The sequence below is a fragment of the Brevibacillus brevis genome, from assembly GCF_022026395.1.
Classification (GTDB): domain Bacteria; phylum Bacillota; class Bacilli; order Brevibacillales; family Brevibacillaceae; genus Brevibacillus.
In genome coordinates this window covers 360,001-386,488 of record NZ_CP041767.1, presented here as the reverse complement: position 1 = coordinate 386,488, position 26,488 = coordinate 360,001, and the positions used below count along the sequence as shown (strand labels likewise).

Annotated in this window: 24 protein-coding genes (1 of these 24 cut by a window edge); 12 read left to right on the top strand and 12 right to left on the bottom strand. The window is 48.5% G+C overall.

The features are described 5' to 3' along the window. Window positions 1–212: 212 nt before the first annotated feature. Both FO446_RS02185 and FO446_RS02180 read right to left on the bottom strand, forming a co-directional pair. Window positions 213–413, bottom strand: a complete 201-nt coding sequence (locus FO446_RS02185; protein WP_173611821.1) for a cation transporter — start codon at window positions 411–413, stop codon at window positions 213–215. Window positions 414–477: 64 nt separating this feature from the next. Then, complete coding sequence (locus FO446_RS02180) at window positions 478–2,898, bottom strand: heavy metal translocating P-type ATPase (RefSeq protein WP_237899832.1); 2,421 nt, start codon at window positions 2,896–2,898, stop codon at window positions 478–480. Window positions 2,899–3,145: 247 nt separating this feature from the next. On the opposite strand from FO446_RS02180, the gene FO446_RS02175 reads away from it, so the two are divergent. Continuing rightward, on the top strand, window positions 3,146–4,057 hold the full coding sequence (locus tag FO446_RS02175) for a VanZ family protein (RefSeq protein WP_237899831.1): 912 nt from the start codon (window positions 3,146–3,148) through the stop codon (window positions 4,055–4,057). Between the two features lie 77 nt (window positions 4,058–4,134). Here the strand turns inward: FO446_RS02175 and FO446_RS02170 are convergent, their stop codons facing one another. Together FO446_RS02170 and FO446_RS02165 are read right to left on the bottom strand one after the other, a co-directional pair. Next, complete coding sequence (locus tag FO446_RS02170) at window positions 4,135–5,061, bottom strand: pseudouridine-5'-phosphate glycosidase (RefSeq protein ID WP_232774144.1); 927 nt, start codon at window positions 5,059–5,061, stop codon at window positions 4,135–4,137. Between the two features lie 3 nt (window positions 5,062–5,064). Beyond that, entirely contained in the window at window positions 5,065–6,165 is a 1,101-nt protein-coding gene (locus FO446_RS02165) for a carbohydrate kinase (RefSeq protein WP_173611818.1), read from the bottom strand. A 188-nt stretch (window positions 6,166–6,353) separates the two neighbouring features. Between FO446_RS02165 and FO446_RS02160 the strand changes: the two genes are divergently transcribed. From FO446_RS02160 to FO446_RS02135, 6 genes are all read left to right on the top strand, one after another. After that, window positions 6,354–6,800, top strand: a complete 447-nt coding sequence (locus tag FO446_RS02160) for a MarR family winged helix-turn-helix transcriptional regulator (protein WP_012684120.1) — start codon at window positions 6,354–6,356, stop codon at window positions 6,798–6,800. 134 nt (window positions 6,801–6,934) lie between these two features. Then, a complete protein-coding gene (locus tag FO446_RS02155; protein WP_237899830.1) occupies window positions 6,935–7,561 on the top strand; it encodes an FMN-dependent NADH-azoreductase in 627 nt (208 codons plus the stop codon). 76 nt (window positions 7,562–7,637) lie between these two features. Further along, complete coding sequence (locus FO446_RS02150; RefSeq protein WP_221866690.1) at window positions 7,638–8,024, top strand: DoxX family protein; 387 nt, start codon at window positions 7,638–7,640, stop codon at window positions 8,022–8,024. Between the two features lie 54 nt (window positions 8,025–8,078). After that, on the top strand, window positions 8,079–8,852 hold the full coding sequence (locus FO446_RS02145; protein WP_237899829.1) for a pirin family protein: 774 nt from the start codon (window positions 8,079–8,081) through the stop codon (window positions 8,850–8,852). A gap of 163 nt (window positions 8,853–9,015) precedes the next feature. Next, window positions 9,016–10,350 (top strand): cytochrome ubiquinol oxidase subunit I, encoded by a 1,335-nt coding sequence (locus FO446_RS02140; RefSeq protein WP_255688881.1) that lies wholly within the window; start codon window positions 9,016–9,018, stop codon window positions 10,348–10,350. Continuing rightward, window positions 10,347–11,378: a cytochrome d ubiquinol oxidase subunit II gene (locus tag FO446_RS02135; protein ID WP_221866693.1), complete on the top strand. Its 1,032-nt coding sequence runs from the start codon at window positions 10,347–10,349 to the stop codon at window positions 11,376–11,378. The genes FO446_RS02140 and FO446_RS02135 overlap by 4 nt, the downstream gene beginning before the upstream one ends. Before the next feature lie 80 nt (window positions 11,379–11,458). Here FO446_RS02135 and FO446_RS02130 read toward each other — a convergent pair whose 3' ends face one another. After that, window positions 11,459–11,899, bottom strand: coding sequence for an Lrp/AsnC family transcriptional regulator (locus tag FO446_RS02130; protein WP_237899828.1), 441 nt, complete (start codon window positions 11,897–11,899; stop codon window positions 11,459–11,461). Between the two features lie 157 nt (window positions 11,900–12,056). On the opposite strand from FO446_RS02130, the gene FO446_RS02125 reads away from it, so the two are divergent. Next, window positions 12,057–13,223 (top strand): MFS transporter, encoded by a 1,167-nt coding sequence (locus FO446_RS02125; protein ID WP_237899827.1) that lies wholly within the window; start codon window positions 12,057–12,059, stop codon window positions 13,221–13,223. An 85-nt stretch (window positions 13,224–13,308) separates the two neighbouring features. On the opposite strand, the gene FO446_RS02120 is transcribed toward FO446_RS02125, so the two are convergent. Further along, window positions 13,309–14,820: a succinyl-CoA:acetate CoA-transferase ScpC gene (locus FO446_RS02120; protein ID WP_237901037.1), complete on the bottom strand. Its 1,512-nt coding sequence runs from the start codon at window positions 14,818–14,820 to the stop codon at window positions 13,309–13,311. A 141-nt stretch (window positions 14,821–14,961) separates the two neighbouring features. Then, window positions 14,962–15,633 (bottom strand): LytTR family DNA-binding domain-containing protein, encoded by a 672-nt coding sequence (locus FO446_RS02115; RefSeq protein ID WP_173611812.1) that lies wholly within the window; start codon window positions 15,631–15,633, stop codon window positions 14,962–14,964. 193 nt (window positions 15,634–15,826) lie between these two features. On the opposite strand from FO446_RS02115, the gene FO446_RS02110 reads away from it, so the two are divergent. The 4 genes from FO446_RS02110 to menC all read left to right on the top strand — a co-directional run bounded on the left by FO446_RS02110 (window position 15,827) and on the right by menC (window position 21,844). Further along, window positions 15,827–17,851 (top strand): sigma 54-interacting transcriptional regulator, encoded by a 2,025-nt coding sequence (locus FO446_RS02110; RefSeq protein ID WP_237899826.1) that lies wholly within the window; start codon window positions 15,827–15,829, stop codon window positions 17,849–17,851. A 179-nt stretch (window positions 17,852–18,030) separates the two neighbouring features. After that, a complete protein-coding gene (locus tag FO446_RS02105) occupies window positions 18,031–19,440 on the top strand; it encodes a YfcC family protein (protein ID WP_173611810.1) in 1,410 nt (469 codons plus the stop codon). Window positions 19,441–19,535: 95 nt separating this feature from the next. After that, window positions 19,536–20,675 (top strand): M20 peptidase aminoacylase family protein, encoded by a 1,140-nt coding sequence (locus tag FO446_RS02100; protein WP_232774139.1) that lies wholly within the window; start codon window positions 19,536–19,538, stop codon window positions 20,673–20,675. 20 nt (window positions 20,676–20,695) lie between these two features. Next, window positions 20,696–21,844, top strand: coding sequence for an o-succinylbenzoate synthase (menC, locus tag FO446_RS02095; protein ID WP_173611808.1), 1,149 nt, complete (start codon window positions 20,696–20,698; stop codon window positions 21,842–21,844). A gap of 75 nt (window positions 21,845–21,919) precedes the next feature. On the opposite strand, the gene FO446_RS02090 is transcribed toward menC, so the two are convergent. The 5 genes from FO446_RS02090 to FO446_RS02070 all read right to left on the bottom strand — a co-directional run. Then, window positions 21,920–22,831 (bottom strand): hypothetical protein, encoded by a 912-nt coding sequence (locus FO446_RS02090; RefSeq protein WP_221866699.1) that lies wholly within the window; start codon window positions 22,829–22,831, stop codon window positions 21,920–21,922. Window positions 22,832–23,094: 263 nt separating this feature from the next. Then, window positions 23,095–23,829, bottom strand: coding sequence for an N-acetylmuramoyl-L-alanine amidase family protein (locus FO446_RS02085; RefSeq protein ID WP_173611806.1), 735 nt, complete (start codon window positions 23,827–23,829; stop codon window positions 23,095–23,097). A gap of 40 nt (window positions 23,830–23,869) precedes the next feature. Next, on the bottom strand, window positions 23,870–24,835 hold the full coding sequence (locus tag FO446_RS02080) for a peptidyl-prolyl cis-trans isomerase (RefSeq protein ID WP_237899824.1): 966 nt from the start codon (window positions 24,833–24,835) through the stop codon (window positions 23,870–23,872). Between the two features lie 494 nt (window positions 24,836–25,329). Continuing rightward, the gene (locus tag FO446_RS02075; RefSeq protein WP_087345803.1) at window positions 25,330–25,617 is read right to left on the bottom strand and encodes a HesB/YadR/YfhF family protein; all 288 of its coding nucleotides are present in this window, start codon (window positions 25,615–25,617) and stop codon (window positions 25,330–25,332) included. Window positions 25,618–25,758: 141 nt separating this feature from the next. Further along, on the bottom strand, window positions 25,759–26,488 hold the 3' portion of the coding sequence (locus FO446_RS02070) for a sensor histidine kinase (RefSeq protein WP_173611804.1). Its footprint extends 566 nt past the window's final position; only the last 730 of its 1,296 coding nucleotides appear in the window; the start codon falls outside the window, past its right edge; its stop codon occupies window positions 25,759–25,761.

The window sequence follows — 26,488 nt, the reverse complement described above, 5'->3', positions numbered from 1 at the left end:
TGTTCTCTGTTTGATTTCATTCTAAATCCCCTTTTTTAAGGCCATATAAAGCACCTAACAAGGTTTGATAAAAGTAAAATCAGGTGTTCATGCGATTTTGTTTCGTTCATCCGTTGAAATATGTACGTTTGATTAACGATTTACGAATTCTTTACAAAAAAGAAAAAAGCTCTCGCCTCAATCAGGCAGGAGCTTTTGGATAGGCACGATGATTAAACGACGTCGTAGCCTTGGTCTTCGATTGCTTCTTTTACTGTATCCAGAGTCAAGTTACTCTCGTTATAGGAAACCTCAACCTTTTTTTCAGCCAGGTTTACTTTGCCTTCTGCACCCAGATCTTTCAATGTGTTCTCAATGCGCGCTACGCATTTGTTGCAAGACATACCTTCTACGTTCAATGTGATATTTGTCATGATCAATCTCTCCTTGCATTTTATGTTGTATAGGTAAGGCGGACAAAGCCGCTTATTACTGTTATTACAGCTTCACTCGTTGCAGTCTCAGTGCGTTGAGTACGACGGATACGGAGCTGAAGGCCATTGCAGCACCGGCAAGCCATGGAGCGAGGAAGCCGATTGCGGCAATCGGGATGCCCAAGGTGTTGTAGGCCAATGCCCAGAACAGGTTTTGCTTGATGTTGCGGATGGTGAGTTTGCTCATCTCGATAGCGTCTGCGACACTGGTCAGTTCGCCGCGCATCAAGGTAATATCGGCTGCTTCCATAGCCACATCTGTACCTGTACCGATTGCCATACCGACGTCAGCGGTAGCGAGTGCAGGAGCATCGTTGATACCATCGCCGACCATCGCGACTTTTTTGCCTTGTTCTTGCAGTTTTTTCACTTCTGCGGCTTTGCCTTCAGGCAGGACTTCTGCGATGACGTGATCGATTCCTGCTTCGCGGGCAATGGCCTCGGCAGTTTGACGGTTGTCACCAGTCATCATAATCACAGTCAATCCCATTGCTTTCATGCGTTGAACAGCTTGCTTGGAGGTTGGTTTGATCGTATCCGCTACGGCAATCAGGCCAGCGAGCTTGCCTTCGACGACTGCGAGCATCGCCGTTTTACCGGAGCGCTCCAGTGCCAGCATGGTATCAGACACTGCATGGTACGAGATTTGATGTTTTTCCAGTAAGCGGCGGGTACCGACGAGTACTTCTTTGCCAGCGACGGTTGCCCGGATACCAAAACCAGGAATAGCTTCAAATGAACCTGTATCCGACAGAGTGATTCCTTTATCCGCAATACCACGAACGATAGCTTGAGCCAATGGGTGCTCAGAGTTTTTCTCAGCGGCACCAACCAAAGAGAGCAGCTCTTGCTCTTCGATATCAATGGCGATGACGTCTGTCAGTTCTGGCTCGCCTTTGGTTACGGTTCCTGTTTTATCGAGGACGATCGTATCCAGGTGGTGAGCCGTCTCCAGATGCTCCCCGCCTTTGAACAGGATGCCCAGCTCAGCTGCGCGTCCAGAGCCCGCCATGATCGAGGTCGGTGTTGCCAAACCGAGGGCGCATGGGCAAGCGATTACGAGTACGGCAATTGCTTTTTCCAAAGCCTCACCGAAGTTGCCAGGTATAACGAAGAAGTACCAGATCAAGAAAGTAAGAATAGCAATCCCTACTACGATTGGGACAAAAATCCCGGAGATGCTGTCAGCTACACGCTGAATCGGTGCTTTTGTTCCTTGTGCTTCTTCCACTACTTTAATGATTTGCGCCAGTGCCGTTTCTTTTCCTACTTTGGTTGCCTGGACCTTCAAGAAACCGTTTTTGTTCAAGGTAGCGCCGATGACGGTATCGCCTGCGGCTTTATCCACCGGAATACTTTCACCAGTCAGCATGGACTCATCAACTGCGGACTGTCCTTCCATGACGATGCCATCTACAGGTACTTTGTCGCCCGGCTTCACGTGAACGACGTCGCCCAGTCTTACTTCTTCTACAGGAATGGTCATTTCGACGCCATCCCGTACGACTACGGCTGTTTTTGCTTGCAAGCCCATCAGCTTGCGGATCGCTTCCGAAGAGCGCCCCTTTGCTTTCATCTCAAACAGTTTACCCAAAACGATCAACGTGATCAGTACCGCACTGGTCTCAAAGTACAGCTCCAGCATGTGGCCACCATGAGCACCGATGGAGTTGATCGCGACCCATAAACTGTAGAAATAAGCAGCCGAGGTACCGAGAGCCACCAGCACATCCATGTTGGCACTCTTGTTGCGAAGGGCTTTGAAAGCTCCCACGTAAAACTGTGCTCCGATGATGAATTGTACGGGTGTTGCCAATGCGAGCTGTACCCACGGATTCATCAAGATTTCAGGCAGCCAGATAAATGAGGTGAAGGAAAAGTGGCTCACCATCGACCAGAGCAGCGGGAGCGAAAGAATCGCGGAAATCCAGAACTTGCGGGTCTGCCGTTTGATTTCTTCCTGGCGACGATCTACTTTCTCTTCTTCTTTTCCTTCTTCCTTGCGAGTGGCCTGATACCCTAGCTTTTCTACCTTTTGAATAATGTCCGTCACACTTACCTGTGAGGAATCGTACTCAACAGTGGCGGTTTCCATCGCCAGGTTCACGTTTGCCTTCAGAACCCCGGCTGTTTTGTTCAAGCCTTTTTCGATCCGTGTGGAGCAAGCCGCACATGTCATTCCCGAGATGTTTAGCTCCACCTTGTCAGTGACGACGCCATAGCCGAGCGATTCGATTTTGGAGCGGATGTCGTCGATGTTCGTTTTCGTTGGATCGAACACGACTGTGGATTTTTCCAAAGCCAGATTGACGTTGGCGGTCTCGACTCCCTCCATTTTTCCCAAGCCCTTTTCGATGCGCAGTGCACAAGCTGCGCAAGTCATCCCTGAAATTGCGACTGTTGCCTCTGCTGTTTTGGCACTCATTATCATCCCTCCAAATACCCTTATGGGGTATATTTTATCGTATCGTTTCCCTAACGTTGTTTCCTGATCACACCTTTACTATACAATACCCCCTCAGGGTATATCAAGTGCTTTTTTCATTTTTTTTCTAAATGGGCGTTACGTGCTGAAAATACCGGGAGAAATGAAGGATGTGACTAACAACTAATCACTTACGTATTTATTGAGAGTTAAATCATTCAGAAACAATTGCTTTAAGGAGATTGAAATGATGGAAACGAAATCACGGAAAGTCATCTTAGTTGGCACCATCTGCTATACGATTTTAATTTTATTTTTTATGTTCTTTGCGTTTAACAGGCTCGACGGTGCAACTAGTGTAGAAGGATATACCTTTATCCTTGTCCCAGAAGGAGTACCACTTAAATTTCCGGAACTAACTTATTCCTGGATTGTTGATTTCGGAAACGTTGCTGCTTTTATCCCTTTTGGAATATTATTTCCCCTGTTGTATCGTGTCAGATTTGGGAAGTTCATATCCTTGTTTGTCATAGCGATTCTCGTTTTAGAAACGATTCAGGCTTTAACGTATCTTGGCAGCTTTGATATCAATGATGTGATATCCAATACATTAGGTGCAGCCATTGGCTATGTTGCCTATCGAGTAGGATTTTCTTCAAATATTTCTTATAAAAAGCTCATTGCTTCGGCTCTAACGATTGTTGTACTTATATTTGGAGTCATGGTAGTCTCTGAAATCCTCAAAAAAAGAGAAGGCCCTGTCCAATCATTAACGGTTATGAAAGAAATGACAGGAACTACACCTATGACGGAGAACCTCCCAAGCTTCACCGTAGCAGGTGAGCGAATAGAACCGAAAATGAACGTGTATAGCAGTGAAGGTGAACCAACCAAAACATACACCTATATTCTGGGGAACAAAGAAAATGTCTGGCTTTCTTTCTATTTCGGCATTCCCGACAACGGAGACTCAACGGGTGAAGCCAAAATCATCGTAGATGGACAAGAAATATCTCAGTTAAACGAACAATCCTATCAAGGGGCAGAGGCTTTAAGGGAGTTGCCTTTTAACGAGGTAAACGAAATTACCATTATCGTTTCCGGAAACGCTAAGCTGTGGGATGTTGGAGTCCGTGGAATGCAGCATTGGTGGGAGTGAGTAAAATAAACGAAACGAGCCCTAGAAGCAATTCTAGCGGCTCGTTTTTCTTTGACTATTTTGTTGTTCAATCTCTCTTATTTACCGTGATTCGCTTCTTTCTGATAAGCTACCGCGATTTTTGCAGCTACTTCAGCATTGTGTTTCACCAGCGCGATGTTTGTTGCCAAGCTCTTGCCTTCTGTCAGCTTTTTCACTTTATCGAGCATGAATGGCGTTACCTGTTTACCTGCAATGTTGTTTTCTTTTGCTTCTGCAAGTGCTTTTTGGATCACAGCCTCGATTTCCTGGTGGTTGAGTGCATCGGATTCTGGTACTGGGTTTGCGATAATCATACCGCCTTTGAGTCCCAGATCCCATTTGGTATTCATCATCTTACCGACTTCTTCTGGTGTATCGATACGCATGTCTACACCAAATCCGCTTTCGCGAGCGAAGAAGGATGGGAATTCATCCGTGCGGTAGCCCACAACTGGTACACCTTGTGTTTCCAAATATTCGAGTGTGCGGCCGATATCGAGGATCGATTTCGCACCCGCGCATACTACAGCTACATCTGTTTGAGCCAACTCAGTCAGGTCAGCAGATACGTCCCAAGTGATTTCGCCTTCACGGTGTACCCCGCCGATACCACCAGTTGCAAACATGTGGATGCCAGCCATCTCAGCTGCGATCATGGTAGCGGCTACTGTAGTCGCACCGATTTTACCGCTAGCCAAAATGTAAGCGAAGTCCCGGCGACTTACTTTTGCTACGTTTTTATTCGTTGCAAACTCCTCCAGCTCGCTGTCAGACAAACCGATTTTGATTTTGCCGTCCATGATCCCGATCGTAGCTGGTACAGCACCGTTGTCGCGAATGATTTGCTCTACTTCTTTTGCCATTTCGATGTTTTGCGGATATGGCATACCGTGCGAAATAATCGTCGTCTCCAGTGCAACTACCGGCAGGTTGTTCTCCAATGCGTGGCGTACTTCCTCAGTAAAGGTCAAATATTGTTTCATCTCTTATCGCTCCTTTTCGAATTGTTCTACGGCCATTTCCAATTGTTCTGCTTTTAATAGAGGAGATACGGACTGCTCTGTTTGCAATGTCAGAGCGGATGCTGCCAATCCAAGACGGCACGCTCTCTGGAAAGACTCTCCGTTTACAATGCCATACAGTAGTCCCGACGCGAACGCATCTCCCGCACCCGTTACATCTACTACTTCTGTTGGATATGGAAGCATATGCTCCTCAACGTCCTCGGATTGATAGTAAATGCCTTCTTCGCCCAAGGTCACAATGACGTGCTTGACGCCTCGTTCCCTGATCTTGCGGCAAGCCTCGGCGCATTCTTCGATCGTCGTGATCTTCATGCCAGCCATCAGCTCGGCTTCTTCGCGATTCGGCAAAATCGCTTCTACTCCGTCCAATTGCTGTGGGAGCTTCTTTGCTTTAATGGATGAGACCGGGTCAACGAAGAGCAGGATGTTTTCCTCCCGGCAGCGTTCGATGATGTAGGCCAAGCAGTCCGCCGGAATGTTTGTATCGATGAAAACCACGTGGGCTGCTGCAATATGCGACCATTTCTCCGCAAACATCTCCGGTGTGAGAGCATCGTAAATATCCATGTTCGCCAGGGAAACAACCATCTCGCCATCAATATCGAGAAGCGCCGTATACGTTCCCGTCCGCTGTGTAGGAAGTCTCCACACCTGGCTGATGTGCACCCCGTGCTTTTTCGTCTCCTGCAAGAGCCATTCGCCTTCTTTGTCCTCACCAACGCTCGTAATGAGGGACGTATTGCAGCCAAGACGACCGAGGTTCTCCGCGATATTCCGTGCCACCCCTCCACACGATTCCATAATCGTTACGGGATTGGATGAATGTAGACGCACCTGTTGCTTGCCGCGTGCTTTGCGGTCCAGGTTGGCCCCACCGATACAAGCAATCATTCCTTCATCACGAAGTACATAAGCCCGTCCCTTGATTTCCCCGCGTTTGGTCAACTGTGCGATGTAGCCAGCTACCGCTGAACGTGAGATTCCAATCAGATCAGCCAGCTCCTGCTGCGTGATAAAAGGATTTTGCCGGATATGATGAAGGATCTGCATGTCTTTTTCCACGGTCATCCTCCTTTCTTTTGTTACGCTTTCACAGCTCGTTTACAAACAAAAGTTTATCACTAAGACAACTGTTTGTACAGGCGTGTTTTTCATTTTATTTTTATCTTAATTTGACAAACAGGAACACGATCATGTAGGATTATCTTAAATTAAAGATATCGAAATTTCGATGTAAAGGAGGGTCCATTATGTCTGACAAACCACTTCGAAATGATCCCCTCGATCTTTTTGTCGTTTTATCAAGGTCATACAACTGGGTTACCGCTCACTCCAATCGTCACATTCGCGAGCATGGACTTAATCCAACTGAATTCGGCGTACTAGAGGTATTATTTCATAAAGGTCCTCAACCATTGCAGCAAATTGGCGAAAAAATATTGATCTCCAGCGGAAACATCACATACGTTGTGGACAAACTCGAAAAGAAGCAACTGCTCATTCGCAAGCCCTGTTCAGCAGACCGCCGCGTCATTTTTGCGGAACTCACTGAAAAAGGGCATCAATTTTTGTCTGAAATCTTCCCTCCTCATCAACTCGCTATTGAGAAAGCGATGGAAGGTCTCACACCAGAAGAACAACGTCAAGCAATCGAACTGCTAAAAAAATTGGGCCGCACTGCTCAAGCTACTTATTAGATGAGCAGCCCCTCTCTTCACCACAATCGTTTTAAAAAAGTGTTGACAAAAGATCTGATACGTAATAATCTTAAAATCAAGATTTACACATTAAAAGTTAGCGACTTACTAAACGGAAGGGGAATGAAATTTTCATGAGTAAAGTACTTTTTATTAAAGCAAACGATCGCCCAGTTGAGCAGGCTACAAGTGTAAAGCTGTACGAAGCTTTCACGAAAGCATACCAAGAAACACACCCAAACGACGAAATCGTTGAGTTGGATCTGTTTGCTGAAAACCTCCCTTATTACGGTAACGACATGCTGACTGCTATGTGGAAAGCAGGAAACGGCATCGAGCTGTCTGCTGATGAGCAAAAACGCGCTGACTTGGTTAACAAATACCTGAACCAGTTTACAGCAGCAGACAAAATCGTATTTGCTTTCCCAATGTGGAACTTCACTGTTCCTGCTGTTCTGCACTCGTACATGGATTACCTCTCCCAAGCAGGTAAAACATTCAAGTACACAGCTGAAGGTCCAGTTGGTCTGATGGGCGACAAAAAAGTAGCTCTGTTGAGCGCACGCGGTGGTGTTTATTCCGAAGGGCCTATGGCTCAGATGGAAATGGCAAACAAATACGTTCGCACGATCCTCGGCTTCTGGGGCGTTAGCAATGTAACCGAAGTGATCGTAGAAGGTCACAACCAATTCCAAGACAAAGCAGCTGAGCTCGTTGCAGCTGGTGTAGAAAAAGCAGTAAAACTGGCGGAATCCTTCTAAGGCCCGCCAGCCTTTTTTGGACAAATATCTTAAAATAAAGATATACTAATTAAAAGTAATTAAGGAGAGATGAAAAGTGTTGGATACTGGATTGTTGTTGATTCGTTTGGTCATTGGTTTGACGTTTGCAGGTCATGGTGCACAGAAGCTGTTTGGCTGGTTTGGCGGTTATGGTTTGAAAGGAACAGGCGGCTGGCTGGAGTCTATCGGAGTGAAACCTGGCGTAGCAATGGCTTTTGTCGCTGGATTGTCTGAACTCGTTGGCGGTCTCATGTTTGCCACAGGCGTAGGTATCTGGCCAAGTGCTATTCTGCTTGCTTTCACAATGCTGGTTGCCATTCTGAAGGTACACGGTCAAAATGGATATTGGGTCACACAAAACGGATTCGAATACAACCTGACATTAATCGCAGTTGTTATTGGTGTAGCGTTGATCGGTCCAGGCGCATACGTTTTGTTTTAATGGCAACTCCTCACACCCCGTAAGCCAGCAATCGTACTAAGGGAGGAACATCAGATGGAAATCCGCGTCTACACACAGAACGAGCAAGCAAAAGGACATTTTGGCGACGGTGAAATCGTAGAGAATAAACCAATTGGCTTCCCTCATGAAGGCTCCGTTGTCAAACGGGTAGGACCGCTTTTTTACTGGGCATGGGCAAAATCGCTGAAGACATTTGAAATTCCGCTGCATCCTCACTCCGGCTTTGAAATTTTGTCGTATGTCCTCACAGGGACAGTCGGACATCGGGACACGCTCGGAAATCTTCAAGAGGTGTCGACAGGCGGCGCGCAGATCATGCAAACCGGTTCAGGCGCGTACCATGCAGAAGAGCTCGGCAAGGATACAGAAATGTTTCAAATCTGGTTTGAACCGCATCTTGCGCAGACAACGAAGCAACCGCCTACTTACAATCAGTATGATCATGAGGAGTTTCCGTCTGAGGATGTCGATGGTGTCCAAGTAAAACACATCATCGGATCGTCTGCTCCCATTCAGTTGGTCACGGATTCCTTGATGAGCGATATCACGATTCCCGCTGGAAAGTCGTATGAAAAAGAACTCCCGGCTGGTTATGCTCACGCAGTCGTCATAGTGGAAGGGAACGGAAGCGTTGCAGAGAAAGCAACTGTCAGCGAGAACCACACCCCGGCAACCAAAGGTGACTTTGTCGTTCTCTCCTCCGAGGAAAGCAGCACAGCCATCTACACGGCATCAACGGATGCTCCACTCCGCCTGGTGTTGATTCAAGTACCAACTGAGGTTGATTATCCACTCTATCGTAAATAATCTACTCTTCTAAACGTCCTTATCCTATCATCAAGCCCGACCGTCACATTTTTGTGACGGTCTTTTTCGTATAAACTCCGCCTCCTCATGGGACATTAACGAGGAAATCGTTAACAATTTTTGGTGCCGATCAGAAAGGAAGTTGAACGTGGAAGATATCGTGATGACCAGAGCCATATTCGGGACGACTATGGCCTTTCACATTATTTTTGCGACCATGGGTGTTGGTCTCCCGCTCATGATCTTGCTGGTGGAGCTCCTCTTTTGGCGGACGCGTGACCGAGATTACGAGATGATGGCCAAACGCTGGACAAAAGCCCAGGCGATCTTATTAGGCGTCGCGATCCCCTCTGGTACGATTGCTGGAGTCCAGCTTTCCCTATTATGGCCTGGATTCATGGAGATTGTCGGCAAGGTGATCTCGCTACCTTTTCAGATCGAAATATTCGCTTTCTTCGTGGAAGCCTTATTTATGTCCATCTACGTTTACGCGGCTCACCGCTTATCCCGCAACATGCGTTTGTTGAGCTTGTTCATGGTTTTGCTTGGTGCGACGGCGTCCGCGATCCTGATTACGAATGTCCACGCCTTTGAAGGCACGCCAACTGGCTTTCGGATGGTCGATGGGCAAATCGTCGACGTGGACCCTTGGAAAGCTTTTTTTAATCCCAGCTTTTTCGTGACGGCAGGTCATGTAACTGTCTCTGCTTATATGACGGGGGCATTCATCGTCGCTGGTGTAGCAGCGTGGAAAATGCTGCGCGCTGAAAAAGGCAGTCGGGTTTATTTGTATCATCAAAAAGCACTCTTGGCCGGTTTAATCGTGGGAGGCACCTTTTCCCTATTAACTGCCTTGAACGGGCATGAATCCGCGCAGCTTTTGCATAAATACCAGCCGGAAAAGCTGGCCGCTGCGGAAGGACTGTTTGAAACACAAGCATATGCCCCACTCGCGATTGGCGGCTTTACCGATCCCGAGACAAAAGAAGTCAAATACGCCATCGAGATTCCATGGGCGCTCAGCTTCCTTGCAGCCAATCGCTTTGACGAGGTCGTAGTCGGTCTGGACGACTTTCCAAAGGAGCTGTGGCCTCCACTCTACATCCATACGTTATTTAACGGGATGGTCATCATCGGTAGCTTGTTGATCTTTGTAGGTTTCATCGGCTTCGCTTGGAAGAAGCTCCTAAAACGATCTCAGTTTCCCCGTTGGGTTCTCTGGATCTTTGTCGCGAGTGGACCGCTCGCCTTGCTAGGCATCGAATTCGGCTGGATTTTTGCCTGCACAGGACGCCAGCCATGGGTGGTGTATCGCGTGATGAAAACAGTTGACGCTGCTACCCAAGCAGCAGGCATTTCTACTCTATTTTGGATTTTTCTCTCGGTGTACGTATTTTTCGCGATCGTCACCCTGCTCGTATTCCGCAGCTATTTTGGCCGCCATCCCTTACAGCTCGATCCGCCAGAACAGCCGAAAGTGGACGGAGGAACGGCATGACCGACACGATTATTGCCATTACGCTGCTCTGGATTTTCGTCGTCATCTATTCCGTCGCAGCCTCCTTCGACTTCGGTGCTGGTTTTTGGTCGATGATCTATTTGAATCGGGAAAAAACCAAAGCCACCCAAATCGCCAATCGCTACCTCTCGCCCTCCTGGGAGGTCGTGAATGTCTTTATCGTGTTAATTGTAGTCGCGCTCGTTACCTTTTTCCCTGGCGCGACCTACACATTGGCAAGCCTGCTGCTTGTTCCCGGATGTCTCGTGGTGTTATTGATGTTGATTCGCAGTACGTTCATGGTGTTTTCTCATCTGATTTACAGGTATGACAAGATGCTCAGCATCGTCTCAGGCGTTACCGGGATATTGGTGCCAGCTCTGTTAATTAGCGTACTTCCTGTGACACAGGGCGGGTTGTCTCGAACGGTCAATGGTGTGGAGTCTCTCGATTGGGGACTCTTTTTGACCAGCCCGCATGTCTATTCTTTTATTGGTCTTGCCGTCAGCAGCACACTCTACCTCTCGTCGCTGCTTCTCGCGGACTATTCCTTCGTCGCAGGTGAAAAGCAAGCCTTCGCCGTCTACCGCCGGGATGCGGTGCTTCTGGGGCCGATTACGCTGCTAGCGGCATTGGTTACCGTGCTGACGATGCAGATAGAGGCAAAATGGCTATATGATCGCATTCTCGATTATTTGCCGTGGCTTATTGCATCGGCGGTCTGTTTTTTCATTAGTTATATCGCTCTTTTGCTGCCTCAAGACCGTCGATACTTCGGCATCCATCTTCCGCGGATTGCGGTCATTGTCGCCACAACGCAATATCTGCTCGCCAGCTATGCCTACGGTGCAGCACGCCTCCCCTACATCGTCTATCCCCATGTGACGATTGAGTCCAGCTTTACACATCCGGATACGTTCCACGCTCTGTTCATTTGTTACTTGGTCGGCTTTGCGATTCTCGTACCCGGTTTTATTTATTTCTGGCGTCTGTTTATGAGGGACGAGCAGTATGTACGGCAAAAATAGCATTTTCGCGATACGCAAAAGGAAAGAGGCTTCGCCCTGATATGGCGGAGCCCCTTTTTTTTGTTCAGTCAGAAGCACGATCAGAAGATTTTCTCTTCCTCCAGCATCACTTTTTGTTCAAACGGCGCCGTTAGCACGATCAATGTATAGGAGAAGCCGAAATCCCCAGTGCGTTCCGAGAAGGCAACCAATTCCTCCGTCGACCTTGTTACCACTTTCAGCATGTAGTTATACTCCCCACTGATCCGGTACATGTCTGTCACTTCCGGCGATTGCTTGCAGAAATCGATGAACGCCGCACATTGCTTGGTGCGGAACATGACAAAAGCAGTCGTGTGCTTACCGAGTTTTTCCTGAGAGATCGACGCGTGGTAGCCCGTAATGATTCCCTGCTCCTCGAGACGACGGACCCGCTCCTTCACGGCAGGCTGCGTCATCCCGATGATTCTCCCCAGCTCCGCGAATGGTATCCGCGAATTTTCGTGCAACAAGCTCATGATTTTGTAATCGATTTGGTCCACGCAGATCATCCTTTCAAATCCATAAGCGTTTCCTGCCAAATAACTTGTATATAGAAAGCCATTCATCATAAACACCTTGGTTCATGTATGTAAATTATAGAAATCGTTTCGTAAAATGTCACTACATCAATTTTGTTAGCTCGAGGAGTGAACCACCTTGTCTAAAAAATTTTTAATCCTATTACTGGCCTTGGGAGAATTCATGATTGGCACAGCTGAATCAATCGTAACCGGAATCATCGGCATGATCGCAGATGACACCCATGTCTCCCTCTCTCTCGCTGGTCAGTTAGTGACCGCCTTTTCCCTTGCCTTTGCCTTTGGAGCTCCGGTCTTGATCGCGCTCACCGCCGGAGTAGAACGCAAAAAGCTCATCCTTTGGACGCTGTTTTCATTTATAGCCGCAAACCTGCTCGCATCCATAAGCCCGAGCTTCTCGCTGTTGATGGTATCCCGCATTCTGCTGGGGCTTTGTGGAGGCATCTACACCGTGGTAGCTCTCTCGCAAGCAGCCAATATGGCCTCCCCAGAGAAAAAAGGCAGCTCCATCGCGATCATCCTCATGGGCTTCAGCCTCTCGCTCGTGCTTGGGGTTCCACTTGGCACCATGCTGGGAGACATCTGGGGATGGCGCCCTGTTTTCGCGCTCATTGCCGTCCTGACGCTCGTTCCCTTCTTCGCTATCTTGGCCTATTTGCCGAAGCAGCAGGGGGAAGAGGCTGTCCCGCTACGCAAACAGTTGGCCGCACTCCGCAACAAACGGGTGATTCATGCGCTATTTATCTCTTTGTTCTTTGTCACAGGGTATTCCACCGTCTATACCTACATTACTCCGCTTCTACAGAGCACTTCCGCCATGACGACTGCTTGGGTAAGCACCACGCTTTTCTTGGCAGGCCTCGCTAGTGTGGCTGGTTCGCGGATCGGAGGCGTCTCCACCGACAAAAGGGGGATTCGCCCTACGCTGTATGTCAGCTTGCTTCTTCACGCAGTCATCCTGCTGATCCTGCCGCTGTCTTCGCAACTGTTCATGGGGGCAATCATCACCGTTATGTTCTGGGTCGCTGCCGTGCAAACCACCGTTCCAGCCCAGCAGTATTATTTGATCACGCTGTCTCCTCACTCTTCGCAGGTGGCCCTCAGCATGAACACCTCGGTTTTTCAGCTTGGACTGGCGCTAGGTGCAGGTCTCGGTGGGGTGATCGTAGACCATGTAGGTATTGCTCACATCAGCTGGGTCGGCGGTCTGCTCGTCCTCGTCGGCTTTGGCTTTGCATGGGCTTCGTTTGCTCAGGAAAAAAGGCAGGAAAGCTTGCAAGCGTAAAAACGTAAACATTGCATTGGAGACGAGAAAAACCCGCCAAGGCTTTAACGCCCGAGCGGGTTTACTTTTTTCATCATTCCATCGACTAAACCAACGCTGGCTTTTTCGCAAGCATCGTGCCTTCCTGCGCGTAACGTACATGCCAGGAGAATGCCTTTTCCAGTACATGCGGGGTGTGCCCGCCACGTGTGAGTGCTTCCTCATAGTATGCCATCAATTGATCGCGGTACATCGGATGCGCACAATTCTCGATAATTTTGATGGCTCTTTGACGCGGAGCCAAGCCTCTCAAGTCAGCCAAGCCTTGCTCAGTGACGATAATATCGACATCGTGCTCGGTATGATCCACATGGGAGGCAAACGGAACGATGCTCGAAATGTTTCCACCTTTGGCAATCGACTTGGTTACGAAGATGCCCAGACGTGCGTTACGAGCAAAATCACCAGAGCCGCCGATGCCGTTCATCATTCGTGTACCCGACACGTTGGTCGAGTTGACGTTGCCGTAGATGTCCGCTTCAATCGCTGTATTGATCGCAATCAGACCGAGGCGGCGAATCAGCTCCGGATGGTTCGTGATTTCTTGCGGACGCAACAGCAGCTTGTCACGGTATTGGGCAAAATTTTCGGTGACATGCTTCATCTTGTCAGCCGTCAGCGTGATCGAACAGCCTGAGGCAAACGAAATTTTACCTGCATCAAGCAAATCAAACACCGCATCCTGCAACACTTCCGAGAAGACTGTCAGATCCGTGAATTCCGAATCCAAAAATCCGTTGAAAACCGCATTCGCTACCGATCCGATTCCTGATTGCAATGGCGCGAGATTGTTCGGCAAGCGCCCCTCTTTTACCTCCTGACGCAAAAACTCGATCAGATGTGCCGCAATCTGCGCCGTTTCTTCGTCCGGCTCCACAATTGTCGACGGAGAATCCAACTGATTCGTCAGGACAATCCCTTTTACTTTATTCGGATCGACCGGGATCCCTGCTGTGCCTATGCGCTGATCCACAGACGTGAGCGGAATCGGTTCACGCTCTCCTTGTTTTGCGGGTGTATAAATATCATGAATGCCTTCCAATTCCACCGATTGAGCCATATTCAACTCAATGATGACATGCTTGGCATTTTCCACGAAAATATTGGAGTTCCCCACGGACGTAGCCGGAATGATCATACCCTCTTCTGTAATTGCAACCGCTTCCACAATCGCGTAATCGATTGCGTCAATCGCTCCCTGACGAATTGCTTCCGCTGTATGCGACAAATGCTGGTCAACGAACATCATGCTACCATCGTTGATTTTTTTGCGCATAACCGGATCTGCTTGAAAAGGCAATCGCTTGTTGATGATCCCCGCTTCCGCCATAACGGCATCTACATCGGAGCCGAGTGATGCTCCTGTATATACGTTTACGCCAAAAGGCTTGTTCTCTTTTTTCGCCAACTCAGCCAATGCGAGCGGCACGACTTTGGCATCACCAGCACGCGTGAAACCACTTAACCCGATCGTCATGCCATCCTCAATCCATCCTGCTGCTACCTCAGCCGTCACGATTTTATCTGCCAGTCGTTTATCGCGTAAGCGCTCCCACATCATTGTGACCTCCCATGCCATCTTTATTGCCTTTACACTAGCACAAGGATTCTGAGCGGGCACTCGATTTTCAACAAAACAGAATTTTTACGCGGCTATCAAGAAAAAACGGCAGCGAATCATTCTCATTTGTCAGATATTTCAGAAGCCGAGCAATTGCCGAAACGAGCTGGCATACGACTGACTCACAGGAACTCTGGTCTTTTGCTTGTCCTTCATCTCCAATAAAAACGTCGAATGAAAATGCGGGTGAATAAAGCCGATCGATTCCATATTGACGAAATACGACCGATGACAGCGCACAAATCGCTCTTTCGGGAGCATGTACTCGAGTTCAGCCATGTTGTATTTGTTCGCATATGATCCGCTAGCCGTATGCAGAAGCGTTTTTCCTTCATGAGAGCTGATATAGACGATCTCCGTTAATGGTATGGGCAGCCAGCCGTCCTCCCCTTTTCCGATCAAAAACGATAGACGCGGCTCCGGATTTGTGAGCGGAACGTTTTGAGGTGGATAGATGGCGGTAATACAGCCCATGACCTGACCATTTCGCACTAATGGAAGCGAGAGTCCGTAGTACGGCACGCCAAAAATACGACTTTCCACCTGATGCCCCACTTTTCCCATTTCCATGAGCGCTTGATGTGTAGCCGAGCCAATGGGAACGAGATCCCCTGGCGTAATTTTCAAGTCAATATTGGAACTCGGTTGATAGTACAAGTATTGTGAGCCGTCCGAGATCGCAATCGATACCCCGTCCGGCAAGACTTCCCCAATCATTTGCAGCACCTCTGGAACCAATCTGTCCTCCATGCTGATTCCTCCTGCTCCTGTTATTGCTTTCCTATGTTCTTACTTCTAATTTCTATTAAAACACATTTCCCCACCCGCAAATCAATCCTTGTCTTTCCTCTCTATACAAGCGAATCCATCCGATTACAGCCAGGCATTGTGCTATCATGAGATTACAAAACATTCACGATTGTTTGAGCAAAGGCGGTGCAGCATGGACCACACCATTGTCTTGATTGCAAAAGGAACGGACACTCTCGAATTTTTGTTAAAAGAACTGCGGGCTTATTTCGAGCCGTATTGCAAAGTCATCGGCTATGCCAGCCATGAGCACATTCCCGATTTGAGCGGAGTCGATCATGTCTTTATCACAACCAAATCCCCAGAGCTATACACCGTTGCCCGTCAAGCTGTTGCTGACTCCGTACCCATCACGGTTTTAAATCGTTTTTTCGAGCTGCGCAAAATGAAAGCGCTGATGCAGATTCCTCCGGGGACGACCGTCCCTGTCATGAACAATTCGCCAGTTTCCGCACAGGAGGTCATCCAAAACCTATTGGAGGCGAACGTCGATCATTTGAATTACGTCCCCTTTCACCCTGGCTGCACATTTGATGATCTCGAATTTCAATACGCCATCATTATGAGCGTTCCTGACGTACCTCTTCCTCCTCACGTAGAGGTAATTGATCTCGGTTTTCGCAAAATCAGTATTCATGACCTGATTGATACCGGTCGTAAAGTGGGCGTGCCCAGTGAATGGGAGCGCGAGTACTTGTCTGCCTTCATCGTAGAAATGTCTGAGCTCGCGAAAATGCTCGGCACCTCCTACGCAGAGGTACAGAAGCTCAATAGCCAGCTGCAATCTACCTTTCAGGCAGTCAAAGACCCCGTGACCGCTTGCAACGAACAAGGTCTGATTACGTTTATTAACGACGTCGCCGTTGAGTTGTTTTGTCCACAGGCATCCTCAATTGTTGGACAACCGTACACGGTGTTGAAGGAGCACAGCTTGCTGCAGCCCTTTTTTGAGCAGGAAGATCTGGAGGACGCTCTCGTAACCATTGATCACAAGCAATTTATCGTCAGCAGTCAAAGTATACGCCGCAGGCATGAGCATTTAGGCTTCGTTTGTACACTAAAAGACGTGACCGAAATCCAACGGTTGCGAACCACGCTCACCTTGCGCGGCCATACAGCCACCTATTCCTTTTCCGATATCAAAGGACAAAGCCAACCACTGCTCCAAGCCATCGAGCTCGGCAAAAAAATGGCAAAAAACAATCAAACGATCCTGCTGACAGGTGAAAACGGAACGGGAAAAGAGCTGTTCGCCCATGCCATTCATCAGCACTCGCTACGCAAAAACGGCCCCTTTGTCGCAATCAACTGTGCCTCCTTGCCGGAAAACCTGCTGGAGAGCGAGCTGTTCGGCTACGAAGACGGTGCCTTTACAGGAGCACGAAAAGGCGGAAAGCCCGGCCTGTTTGAACAAGCAGACGGCGGGACGATTTTTCTCGATGAGGTCGGGGACATCTCTGGAGCCATTCAGGTCAAGCTACTTCGCGTGCTGCAAGAAAAGCAGGTCATCCGCGTGGGCGGTACAGGCATTCTCTCTGTGGATTGCCGCATCATCGCAGCTACCAATCGCAATTTGGAAGACGCTGTTTCCCAAGGAAGCTTTCGTGAGGACCTGTTCTATCGTCTAGCTGTCCTGCCGATCCAAATTCCCGCTTTGCGTGAGCGAATCAGCGATATTCCCCTTCTCATCGATGAGCATCTGGAGCAGCAAGGCATTCGCAAAACATGGTCGCCAGAAGTGATGGAGCTATTCAATCGCCATGATTGGCGGGGGAACATTCGCGAACTGAAAAATGTCGTCGACTATGCCATTACAGTCAGCGAGCATCCTGTCATCGGCATTCAGGACCTCCCCAAACGATTGACGGATAGCCTGTTTCAAAAGCAGCAAACAGCTTCTATCCCTAAATTGGACGACAACCGCGACCTGGATATTTTGTATTGCTTGCATCATTATTACGTATCCAACAAACCAGTCGGTCGTTATCAATTGGCGCACTCCCCTGAGCTACAATCCGTAGGCTGGACGGAGAGCGCACTACGACACAAGCTAAAACTGCTAGAGCAGCAAGGTTTGGTGCGTTCAGGCACAACCCGACAAGGAACCTCCATCACCCCCGCGGGTATTGAATTGTTGCGAAAACACGGGCGGATTTAACTTCCGCCCAATGAATAATAGGATGTATTAGGCTGCATAAAACCTAATAAACATTCCTAAAGCTCGTTTTCTGCCCTTACCTTGCCTATGAAAATCCACTAAAAACGCTTATATTCGGGAAATTTCGACACTTGGCACGACCCTTGCTTGTCATAAGCAAAAAAAAGCGAGGTGACCTCATGTCTACACATCCATTGAAACCTGCAAAGAAACGTTTTTCTGTGCCGCATACCTATGCCATCCTCTTTATCATCATCATTTTGGCAGCCCTGGCTTCCTACGTGCTCCCGGCTGGTGAGTTCGATCGCGTCAAGGACGCTGCCTCAGGCAAAACCATCGTCGTCAACGGCAGCTACCATCCTGTAGAAAGTGATCCGGTCTCGTTCTTTGACATGTTCAAAGCGATTCCAGAAGGGATGCAAAAAGGAGCGCAAATCATTTTCTACATCTTTATTGTAAGCGGTGTATTCGGAATCATCCGCCAGACCGGAGCGATTGAGGCCGGGATCAATAAAGGTGTCCGACACTTGGAGGGTCGGGAAAAGCTGCTCATTCCTGCTTCCATGTTCCTCTTCTCCATCGGTGGCTTCACGATGGGAATGGCAGAAGAAAGCATCATCTTCGTTCCAATCGGTATCGCGCTGGCTCGTGCGATGGGCTTTGATGCCGTAACAGGGACAGCCATGATCACCATGGGAGCTGCAGCCGGCTTCATGGGCGGGATGATCAATCCATTTACGGTTGGGGTGGCGCAGTCGCTCGCGCAATTGCCGCTCTTCTCTGGTCTTACCTTCCGCGCTGTTGTGTATGTCTTCGTGCTCGCTTTTGCCATCTGGTACGTCATGCGTTATGCGTATCGTGTCAAAGCTGACCCGACCAAGAGCGTGCTATATGGCGTAGAGAATCACGCTAGTCAAGAACAGGCAGCAGTAGACATCCCCGATTTGAATGCGCGTCACAAGCTCGTGTTCCTGGTAATGGTCTGTGGCCTCGCCTTCAACGTATACGGTGTATTCAAGTACGAATGGTTCCTGACAGAGCTTACCGCTTCCTTCCTGATCATGGGCCTGGTTGCTGGTCTCGTCGGAGGTTTGTCGGTCAATACGCTGTTTGATTCCTTCGTTGCTGGTGCGAGAGCCGTTACGTTTGGCGCGCTGATCGTAGGTTTTGCCCGCGCGATCACGGTCGTCCTGGAAGACGGAAAAATTATCGATACGATGATTAACAGTCTGACTTCAGCGATTGGTCATTTGCCAGATGCCGTTAACGTCCTGGCCATGTTTGTGATTCAAGCCTTTCTCAATCTCTTTATCTCTTCCGGTAGTGGACAGGCAGCGACAACCATGCCGATCATGGTGCCGATTGCGGATCTGCTCGGCATCCAACGTCAGATAGCGGTTCTTGCCTTCCAATACGGCGATGCGGTAACCAACTCCATTATCCCGACTTCTTCTGCGTTGATGGGTTATCTGGCTGTTGCAGGCATTCCGTATGAGAAATGGGTCAAATTCATTTGGAAGCTGCTAGCTGGTTGGGCCATTATCGCTTCGATCGCGCTCATTGTAGCAGTGACAATCGGCGTTTCGTAACAAATAAGCTTTTCACAAAAATGGCTGCGTCAATTGGATTGGCGTAGCCTTCGCTTCACTTACCGACTACTCACGAACAAACCGATGGAGGAACCATGCGCACAACGATCAAACAATTGCAGCCCGCCATTTTTTCTCTATACGAGCATTTACACCAGCATCCAGAGATCAGCTGGGAGGAAATCCAAACCACCTCGTTTATCGCTGACTTCTTGAAAAAACACAATTGCCGCGTCACTACCTTTGACGACGTGACGGGTGTTGTTGGCGAATGGGGCGATCTGACGCCAGGAAAATTCACTGTAGGCGTACGGGCAGACATGGACGCACTCTGGCAAGAAGTAAACGGCGTCTTTACTGCGAACCATTCCTGCGGACACGATGCGCATATGACCATGGCATTAGGCGTCCTGATGGTGCTGCAAGCAATGGACGTCCAGCTCCCTGGGCGCCTGAAGCTCATTTTCCAACCAGCAGAAGAAAGCGGAAATGGCGCACTCGCGATGGTGAACAAGAAAGTAGTGGACGATATTGATTTTCTGTACGGCGTCCACCTTCGTCCCATCCAGGAAATCCCGTGCGGCACAGCTGCTTCTGCTATCCTGCACGGGGCGGCGGGTACAGTATTCGGGCAAATCAAGGGTGCCGATGCTCATGGTGCACGACCTCACCTCGGAGTCAACGCTATCGAGGTAGCCGCTGCGATTGTCGAGCAGTTAAAAGGCATTCATCTCGACCCGCTCGTCCCTTATTCTGTCAAAATGACGCAGCTTTCTGCCGGTAGCAAAAGCAGCAATATCATTCCGGGCTCGGCACAGTTCCACTTGGACCTGCGTGCACAGACGAATGAAGTCATTCACGCCCTCTTTGCCCGTGTCGAGCACATTTTGCAGCACGTTTCCCGTCTCTATGAAGTTGAGCTGTCTTACGAGATCACCGAACGCGTCTATGCGGCGGAAGTGAACGAAGAAGCGAGACTGATCATGGCCGATGCCATTACCCAAACCTTGGGGACAGAGAAGCTCGAACCGCCGATCCAGACACCAGGCGCGGAAGACTTCCACTATTACACAAAAGAACGTCCACAGCTTCGCGCGACCATGCTTGGTTTAGGCTGTGGCCTGACACCAGGACTTCATCATCCGCAGATGACTTTTGAAAAAGAAGCACTGCTAGACGGCATCGAGATTTTGGCAAGAACGGTACTGAAAACGTTTGAGCGACAATCCATATGAACGGTTGAGGAGAGATGAACATGAAAATCGAACGCGTGGACCTGCAACGAATCAAAATTCCGTTGAATTCCCCTTTTGAAACGAGCATGGGAGTTGAAACCCACAAGGAATGCATTCTCGTGCGTGCATACAGCGGTGCTCATGTCGGCTTCGGCGAAAGCGTCGCGATGGACGTCCCCGTCTATAACGAGGAAGATGTCGATACGGTCTGGTACATGCTCGAAAAGTATTTGATCCCGCAGCTGTTTTCACGGGAGATCGAGCATCCTGATGACGTATCCCGCCTCTTCTCCTGGATGCGCCGCAACCACATGGCCAAATCCGCTTTGGAAGGTGCCGTCTGGGACTTGTACGCCAAAATGAACGGCCTCTCCCTCTCCCAAGCATTGGGCGGAACTCGCACGACGATTGACGTCGGTGTGAGTATCGGAATTGAACCGACCATCGAAAAACTGCTGCAACGGGTAGAGGGCTTCATCCGTGACGGTTACAAAAAGATCAAAGTGAAAATCAAGCCGGGCTTTGATGTCGAGCCAATGCGTGCGATCCGCAACACATTTGGACCAGACGTTCCACTGATGGCGGACGCAAACTCTGCGTATACGCTGGCAGACATGGAGATGCTGAAGGCTTTAGATGGCTTTGGTTTGATCATGATTGAACAGCCGTTGGCTCATGATGACATCATCGACCATGCCACCTTGCAAAGAGAGCTGAAAACACCGATCTGCCTCGACGAAAGTATCCATACGGTGGAAGATGCCCGCAAAGCACTCGAGCTCGGCAGTTGCCGGATTATCAACATCAAGATCGGTCGCGTAGGTGGTCTGACCGACGCCAAGAAGATTCATGACCTGTGTGCGACACGCGGCGTACCTGTATGGTGCGGAGGAATGCTGGAGGCAGGAATTGGACGCGCGCACAACATCGCGATGGCCTCGCTTAGCAACTTCACGATTGCCGGCGATACATCCCCTTCCCATCGCTACTTTGCGGAAGATATCGTGACACCTGTCATCGATTTTGCAGCACCTGGTATGCTGGCTGTACCGACAACCCCAGGGATCGGTTTTGACATCAATGAGTCTGCCATTCGCAATGCCCTGATCGAGCATAAGAGCTACTATGCAAATCGAGAATCTACTACGACTGTCATTCCTACCTGGTAGACGACACTCATTCGAAGTGAAAAAGAACAGAGAGTGCCCATTGGCCTCCCTGTTCTTTTTATTTGTGCGATTTTATTAATCCGTAATCGTCAAAAGCTTGCACAAATTTCGCTCTGCATGAGCTCTCTTCTCTGGTGGAAACCGCTTTAGCAGATCCAGTGCAGCATATGGAAGCTTCAATGCATGCGGATCGCTGTATGTTCTTTCCCAGTACAACGGTGAGAAAATTTCCTCGAACGCTGGCTCCTTCACCTCATCTTCCAAAGTAAACTCAGGAACATGGCGATTCAAATAGATTTGAAGACGGTGGTTTACGATACCAGGCTTCACTATATCCTCATAACCGAATCGCTCCAGATCTGTTAACGCATGAGCCTGTGTGATGTTATGGACGACCTCGCTCGCCAAATGATAGCGTACTCCGTTAATATCACGCGGCGGTATAACCAAACGTAGCTCGTCAAACGCCCGCTCTGCCATCTCTGCCGTTGTATGGTAAGGCGCAACTTCGTCGTCTTTGACATCATCAATCGTCATGCCATGGTAATTCTCGATGCCCCAATAACGGTCTTTCCTGTCTTCTGTCGTCGCTTGGAGAATTCTGACCAGGCCATCCACCACAGTCGGAGTGATCATATCAGGGCGTTCGCGCAGTGCTTTTAATGCCAACACACCTAGTGCTAGTCCATGGCCTGAGGTCCGAAGCTGCTTCACATTTTGCTGGAGGCCATTGATAACATGCTGTAACAAGGAGGGGTCAGCTTGCTCGTCTTGATCTAGTGGAACAAACCATTCAGGCTTTTGCTTGCGGAAGGATTGACATGTCCGCTCAATGCCCTCTTTTACATGTTCAGGGAGATCGTGCTCACGATCCATGAAGTACCCTGCCAATAAAGCTGCCCCATAATGACCGTCGAACCATCCTGCTACAGCTGCACGTGTCATTCCTGTAATGCCAAGCTCCAAGTAAGAATCAAGTAAACGCATGTAACTTCCTCCTTTTTCGATTTGGTATGTATTCATAATATAACAAACATTTTTGTTTGTTAAGTATAAATTGAAAAATATCCCAGAACTTCTTTTTATCGAATGCGGCCGATCCAAATTGCTGTTCCAGATGAGAGAAATGCAAAAGGGGCGTCTCTAAGCCGAAAAATCGACTTATGAGACAGCCCCTCTTCGTAATCGAATGGTTTGTGCCTTAAACGGCTGGATCCCGTTTCAAGGCATGGTTGGCTGTAATCATTTGTTTAGAATCCCCACCAGTAACGGTGCATCCCGGTAGCGTATTGGGTGGCAAGCGTTTGACGGAAGGAACTTTGCGCAAGTTGGGATGCGTCACTCGCATTCGTAATAAATCCGGTCTCTCCTAAAGATGCCGGCATGTTTGTGTATTTTAATACGTAAAACTCTGCTGCTTTGACTCCCCTGTCATTTGCAAACGAATTTCTTAATTGGTTGTACGTTTCCGTTGCCAATCGCAAGCTGGTTGTTGATCCGGGGTAATTGTAAGTTTCTACTCCATTGGCCGAGGAAAGGGATGCGGCATTGATATGCATGGAGACAAAAAAATTGGCATTTTTGGAATTGGCATAAGAGGCTCGGGTAGACAGAGCTACCGTTGTATCAGAGCTTCGCGTCATGTAAACCGTAGCCGGATAGTTGGCAACGATGTAATTTTTGGATCGAAGGCCTATGTCCAAAGTCAGGTCTTTTTCTTTCAAACCGTTGCCCAATGCTCCTGGATCATCTCCACCGTGTCCAGGGTCGATCACGATGATTGGATTCGCTGCAAGAGTGAACGATTTTTGATTAATAACCATCTCTTCGGCTGCTTTCTTCTTTTCCGGGCTGTAATTTTTGGGTGCGGGTGCGCTATCCCACATAGGCTCGTCGGCAATTTCATTCTCCGCAAATGCGGGAGCGGCCATCCCCGTCAAGCTACAGCAAATGAGTGCAGTCAACAACATTTTTCCTACTTTCATGGTGATTTCTCCTTTATCATTTTTATTTATTCGAAACGACTTACGAATTGAAAAGAAGGCGTAAGTCACTCCAAAACGCCAAAAATTTATTCCTTTGCAAATTCTCAGGCAAAAACAGGTAATTGTTAGATTTCTTCTGTGACTCGAGCCACTTGCGGTATACCACGGATTCTTTCTCTTGATAAATGATTTGCTGTATCTTTTGGCTTACTTCCGGGAGGGTTTGTGTTCTTGGTGGCATGACTTCAGCAGGGAAAAACCAATAGGTCCACTGCTGGCTCTCAAAAGGGCCAACAATCCGCATTACGGGAGAGTGAAACACGGCCTTCGCAATCATCTCGTTATAATTCTCGGACATTTGGGACTGAGCGACCAGTTCATGCAATCCGGCACGCCCCTCGGGATCTTCGCCATATTGCTTCAGCAGGGACTGAAAACGTTCCGTTGATGCGGCTTTCAGCTTGTCCAACAAGAGCTTGTCGCCATTTTTAGCCCGTACATAATAAATGGTGCGCAGTTCGGGAATGCGAAAAGACTCGATTTGTTCCCGGTAAAATCTCTCTACTTCTTCTTGTGTCACCACAACATCCCGAGTCACGATCTTTTTCACTTCAAAACCAATCATCGCCCGTCTTATGTTTTGAATGCTGTCCTCTTCCGTCATGTTCATCTGGCGCAACGTTTCTTCACGCTCCGCTTTCGTGCTGCCCAATTGTTTTAAATGTTCTTCAATCAGACGCTCATCCGTCTTCACCCCCATCTGTTTTCCAATATCAAGGATCAATTCTTCCAAGCTCAGTTGTTCCAGCAGCCTTACCTCCTCGTCCGCTGAGTACGCTACCCCTTGGAAATACTTGGGCTTTATTCTTTCCCAATCGTCTCTGCGGAAAAATTGATCGCCGAAAACAAAAAGAAGGGGCTGGTACATCAAAGCCGCATACAGAAAAATGACTCCCAGGAAACCAATCGGTACAAATAAATAAAGCCATGTTCTTCGTTTTTTCATGTGATCAAGCCATCCTCTCATAAACCAGATGAGGCAAAGTAGATATCCAGCCAGAATTCACTAGATACTTTGGAAGATAATATTACTATATTGAATATATTTCCAAAATATAAATATATCTACATGTTTTAGTGCTATTTTCCCTGATTTTTCCTTAGGTCTTAGGAAGTGATTTTCGTCGATTGTTGTCAACAACGATGGTCCTTTCACACCACAAGCCGCAGTCATCCAAGAGGACAACGATACCTTTGGCGGAGTGAACAATGGTTGGCCAGCCAAATAAGAGGGGGCTGTCCCAAAAGGGCAAATCCGCTGAAATTTAAACATCAGGAACATGGATATATCAACGTTTGTGAAATGCAAAAGGGGCGTCTCTAAGCCGAAAAATCGACTTATGAGACAGCCCCTTTTTGTGAGCCATTCTAAATTCTCGAAGCAGCACCCTTATTATGGCCCCATCTGGCCTACGGGATATGTTCTACCATTTTCTTTGCTCAATCCAGCTTAAAATCTACTTCGTCAGTCTCCGGCCGATAATCAACAATCAATCCTCTTCCATTCATATACCACAGCTCATCTTTTTCCATATAAAAAGTGATGCCATCCTCTACTGTCGAAATGCCGATTTCATTCGGCAACTCTTTGGCAATCCCCATCGAGAATGAATCCTGAACCGTACTAACGCCTCCGTATCGGACAAAAAAACGAATGCTGTCTCCTTCTTTGCATCCCCATTCTTCGCGAAACCATGCTACCGCTGCTTTAGTGATCGTCATGTTCATTCGTACAACCACTCCTCTCTGCTTATAGTTTACCTTAATTTAGAGATATTTGAAACATAAAAGTATGTTAAATGGAATTGCTCCACTATTTGAAAAAAGAACCGATTCCCTACGCTTAGGAAAACGGTCCTTTCCATCTTGTTACGGCTTTATTGGAAGTGTAACCAAAAAACTCGTTCCGATACCTACCTCACTGCTGACCTGAATTTTTCCGTGGTGCGCATCCACGATCCATTTGGCAATGGAAAGTCCCAAGCCGGTTCCTTCTGTCGCTCGAGAGCGCATTTTATCCACTCGAAAGAAGCGATCGAACAAATACGGAATATCCTCTTTGGAAATCCCGACCCCACTGTCTTTTACGAGAATCGAAACGCGGCCGCCTTCCTTTTTGCAAGAAACATAAATCTGGCCATCTTCGTTGGTGTACTTCAAGGCATTATCCAGCAAGATGACCATGAGCTGATGCAGACGTTCTTGGTCCCCCACCATCTCAATGGGTTGCTGGATGTCTGTTTCGAGACGAATTTCCCGTGCGATGGCAAGTTGCGCAAAAACCTGGGTGCATTTGATCGCTACTTCGTCTAAGCGCAACGTCTGATTCATGATCTGCAACTCGTTCGAATCACTGCGAGCCAGTGTGAGCAAATCCGACACGAGCCTGCTCAAGCGCTTGGCCTCCTGCATCCCAATCATGATTTTTTCGCTTTCCTGCTCAATTGTATGATCCGGGTGTCTGAAAAGCCTCTCCAGATTGACCATGATGGCCGTGAGCGGCGTCCTCAGCTCATGGGAAGCATCAGCAATAAACTGCTGCTGTTTTTCCCACGAGACTTGGATCGGGATTAGTGCCCTTCTCGCCAAAAACCACCCA

Coding starts and splice junctions, on each gene's coding strand:
- FO446_RS02185 (WP_173611821.1), bottom strand. CDS start 413: ATGACAAATATCACATTGAACGTAGAAGGTATGTCTTGCAACAAATGC.
- FO446_RS02180 (WP_237899832.1), bottom strand. CDS start 2,898: ATGAGTGCCAAAACAGCAGAGGCAACAGTCGCAATTTCAGGGATGACT.
- FO446_RS02175 (WP_237899831.1), top strand. CDS start 3,146: ATGATGGAAACGAAATCACGGAAAGTCATCTTAGTTGGCACCATCTGC.
- FO446_RS02170 (WP_232774144.1), bottom strand. CDS start 5,061: ATGAAACAATATTTGACCTTTACTGAGGAAGTACGCCACGCATTGGAG.
- FO446_RS02160 (WP_012684120.1), top strand. CDS start 6,354: ATGTCTGACAAACCACTTCGAAATGATCCCCTCGATCTTTTTGTCGTT.
- FO446_RS02155 (WP_237899830.1), top strand. CDS start 6,935: ATGAGTAAAGTACTTTTTATTAAAGCAAACGATCGCCCAGTTGAGCAG.
- FO446_RS02145 (WP_237899829.1), top strand. CDS start 8,079: ATGGAAATCCGCGTCTACACACAGAACGAGCAAGCAAAAGGACATTTT.
- FO446_RS02140 (WP_255688881.1), top strand. CDS start 9,016: ATGACCAGAGCCATATTCGGGACGACTATGGCCTTTCACATTATTTTT.
- FO446_RS02135 (WP_221866693.1), top strand. CDS start 10,347: ATGACCGACACGATTATTGCCATTACGCTGCTCTGGATTTTCGTCGTC.
- FO446_RS02120 (WP_237901037.1), bottom strand. CDS start 14,820: ATGTGGGAGCGCTTACGCGATAAACGACTGGCAGATAAAATCGTGACG.
- FO446_RS02115 (WP_173611812.1), bottom strand. CDS start 15,633: ATGGAGGACAGATTGGTTCCAGAGGTGCTGCAAATGATTGGGGAAGTC.
- FO446_RS02110 (WP_237899826.1), top strand. CDS start 15,827: ATGGACCACACCATTGTCTTGATTGCAAAAGGAACGGACACTCTCGAA.
- FO446_RS02105 (WP_173611810.1), top strand. CDS start 18,031: ATGTCTACACATCCATTGAAACCTGCAAAGAAACGTTTTTCTGTGCCG.
- FO446_RS02100 (WP_232774139.1), top strand. CDS start 19,536: ATGCGCACAACGATCAAACAATTGCAGCCCGCCATTTTTTCTCTATAC.
- menC (WP_173611808.1), top strand. CDS start 20,696: ATGAAAATCGAACGCGTGGACCTGCAACGAATCAAAATTCCGTTGAAT.
- FO446_RS02090 (WP_221866699.1), bottom strand. CDS start 22,831: ATGCGTTTACTTGATTCTTACTTGGAGCTTGGCATTACAGGAATGACA.
- FO446_RS02085 (WP_173611806.1), bottom strand. CDS start 23,829: ATGAAAGTAGGAAAAATGTTGTTGACTGCACTCATTTGCTGTAGCTTG.
- FO446_RS02080 (WP_237899824.1), bottom strand. CDS start 24,835: ATGAAAAAACGAAGAACATGGCTTTATTTATTTGTACCGATTGGTTTC.
- FO446_RS02075 (WP_087345803.1), bottom strand. CDS start 25,617: ATGAACATGACGATCACTAAAGCAGCGGTAGCATGGTTTCGCGAAGAA.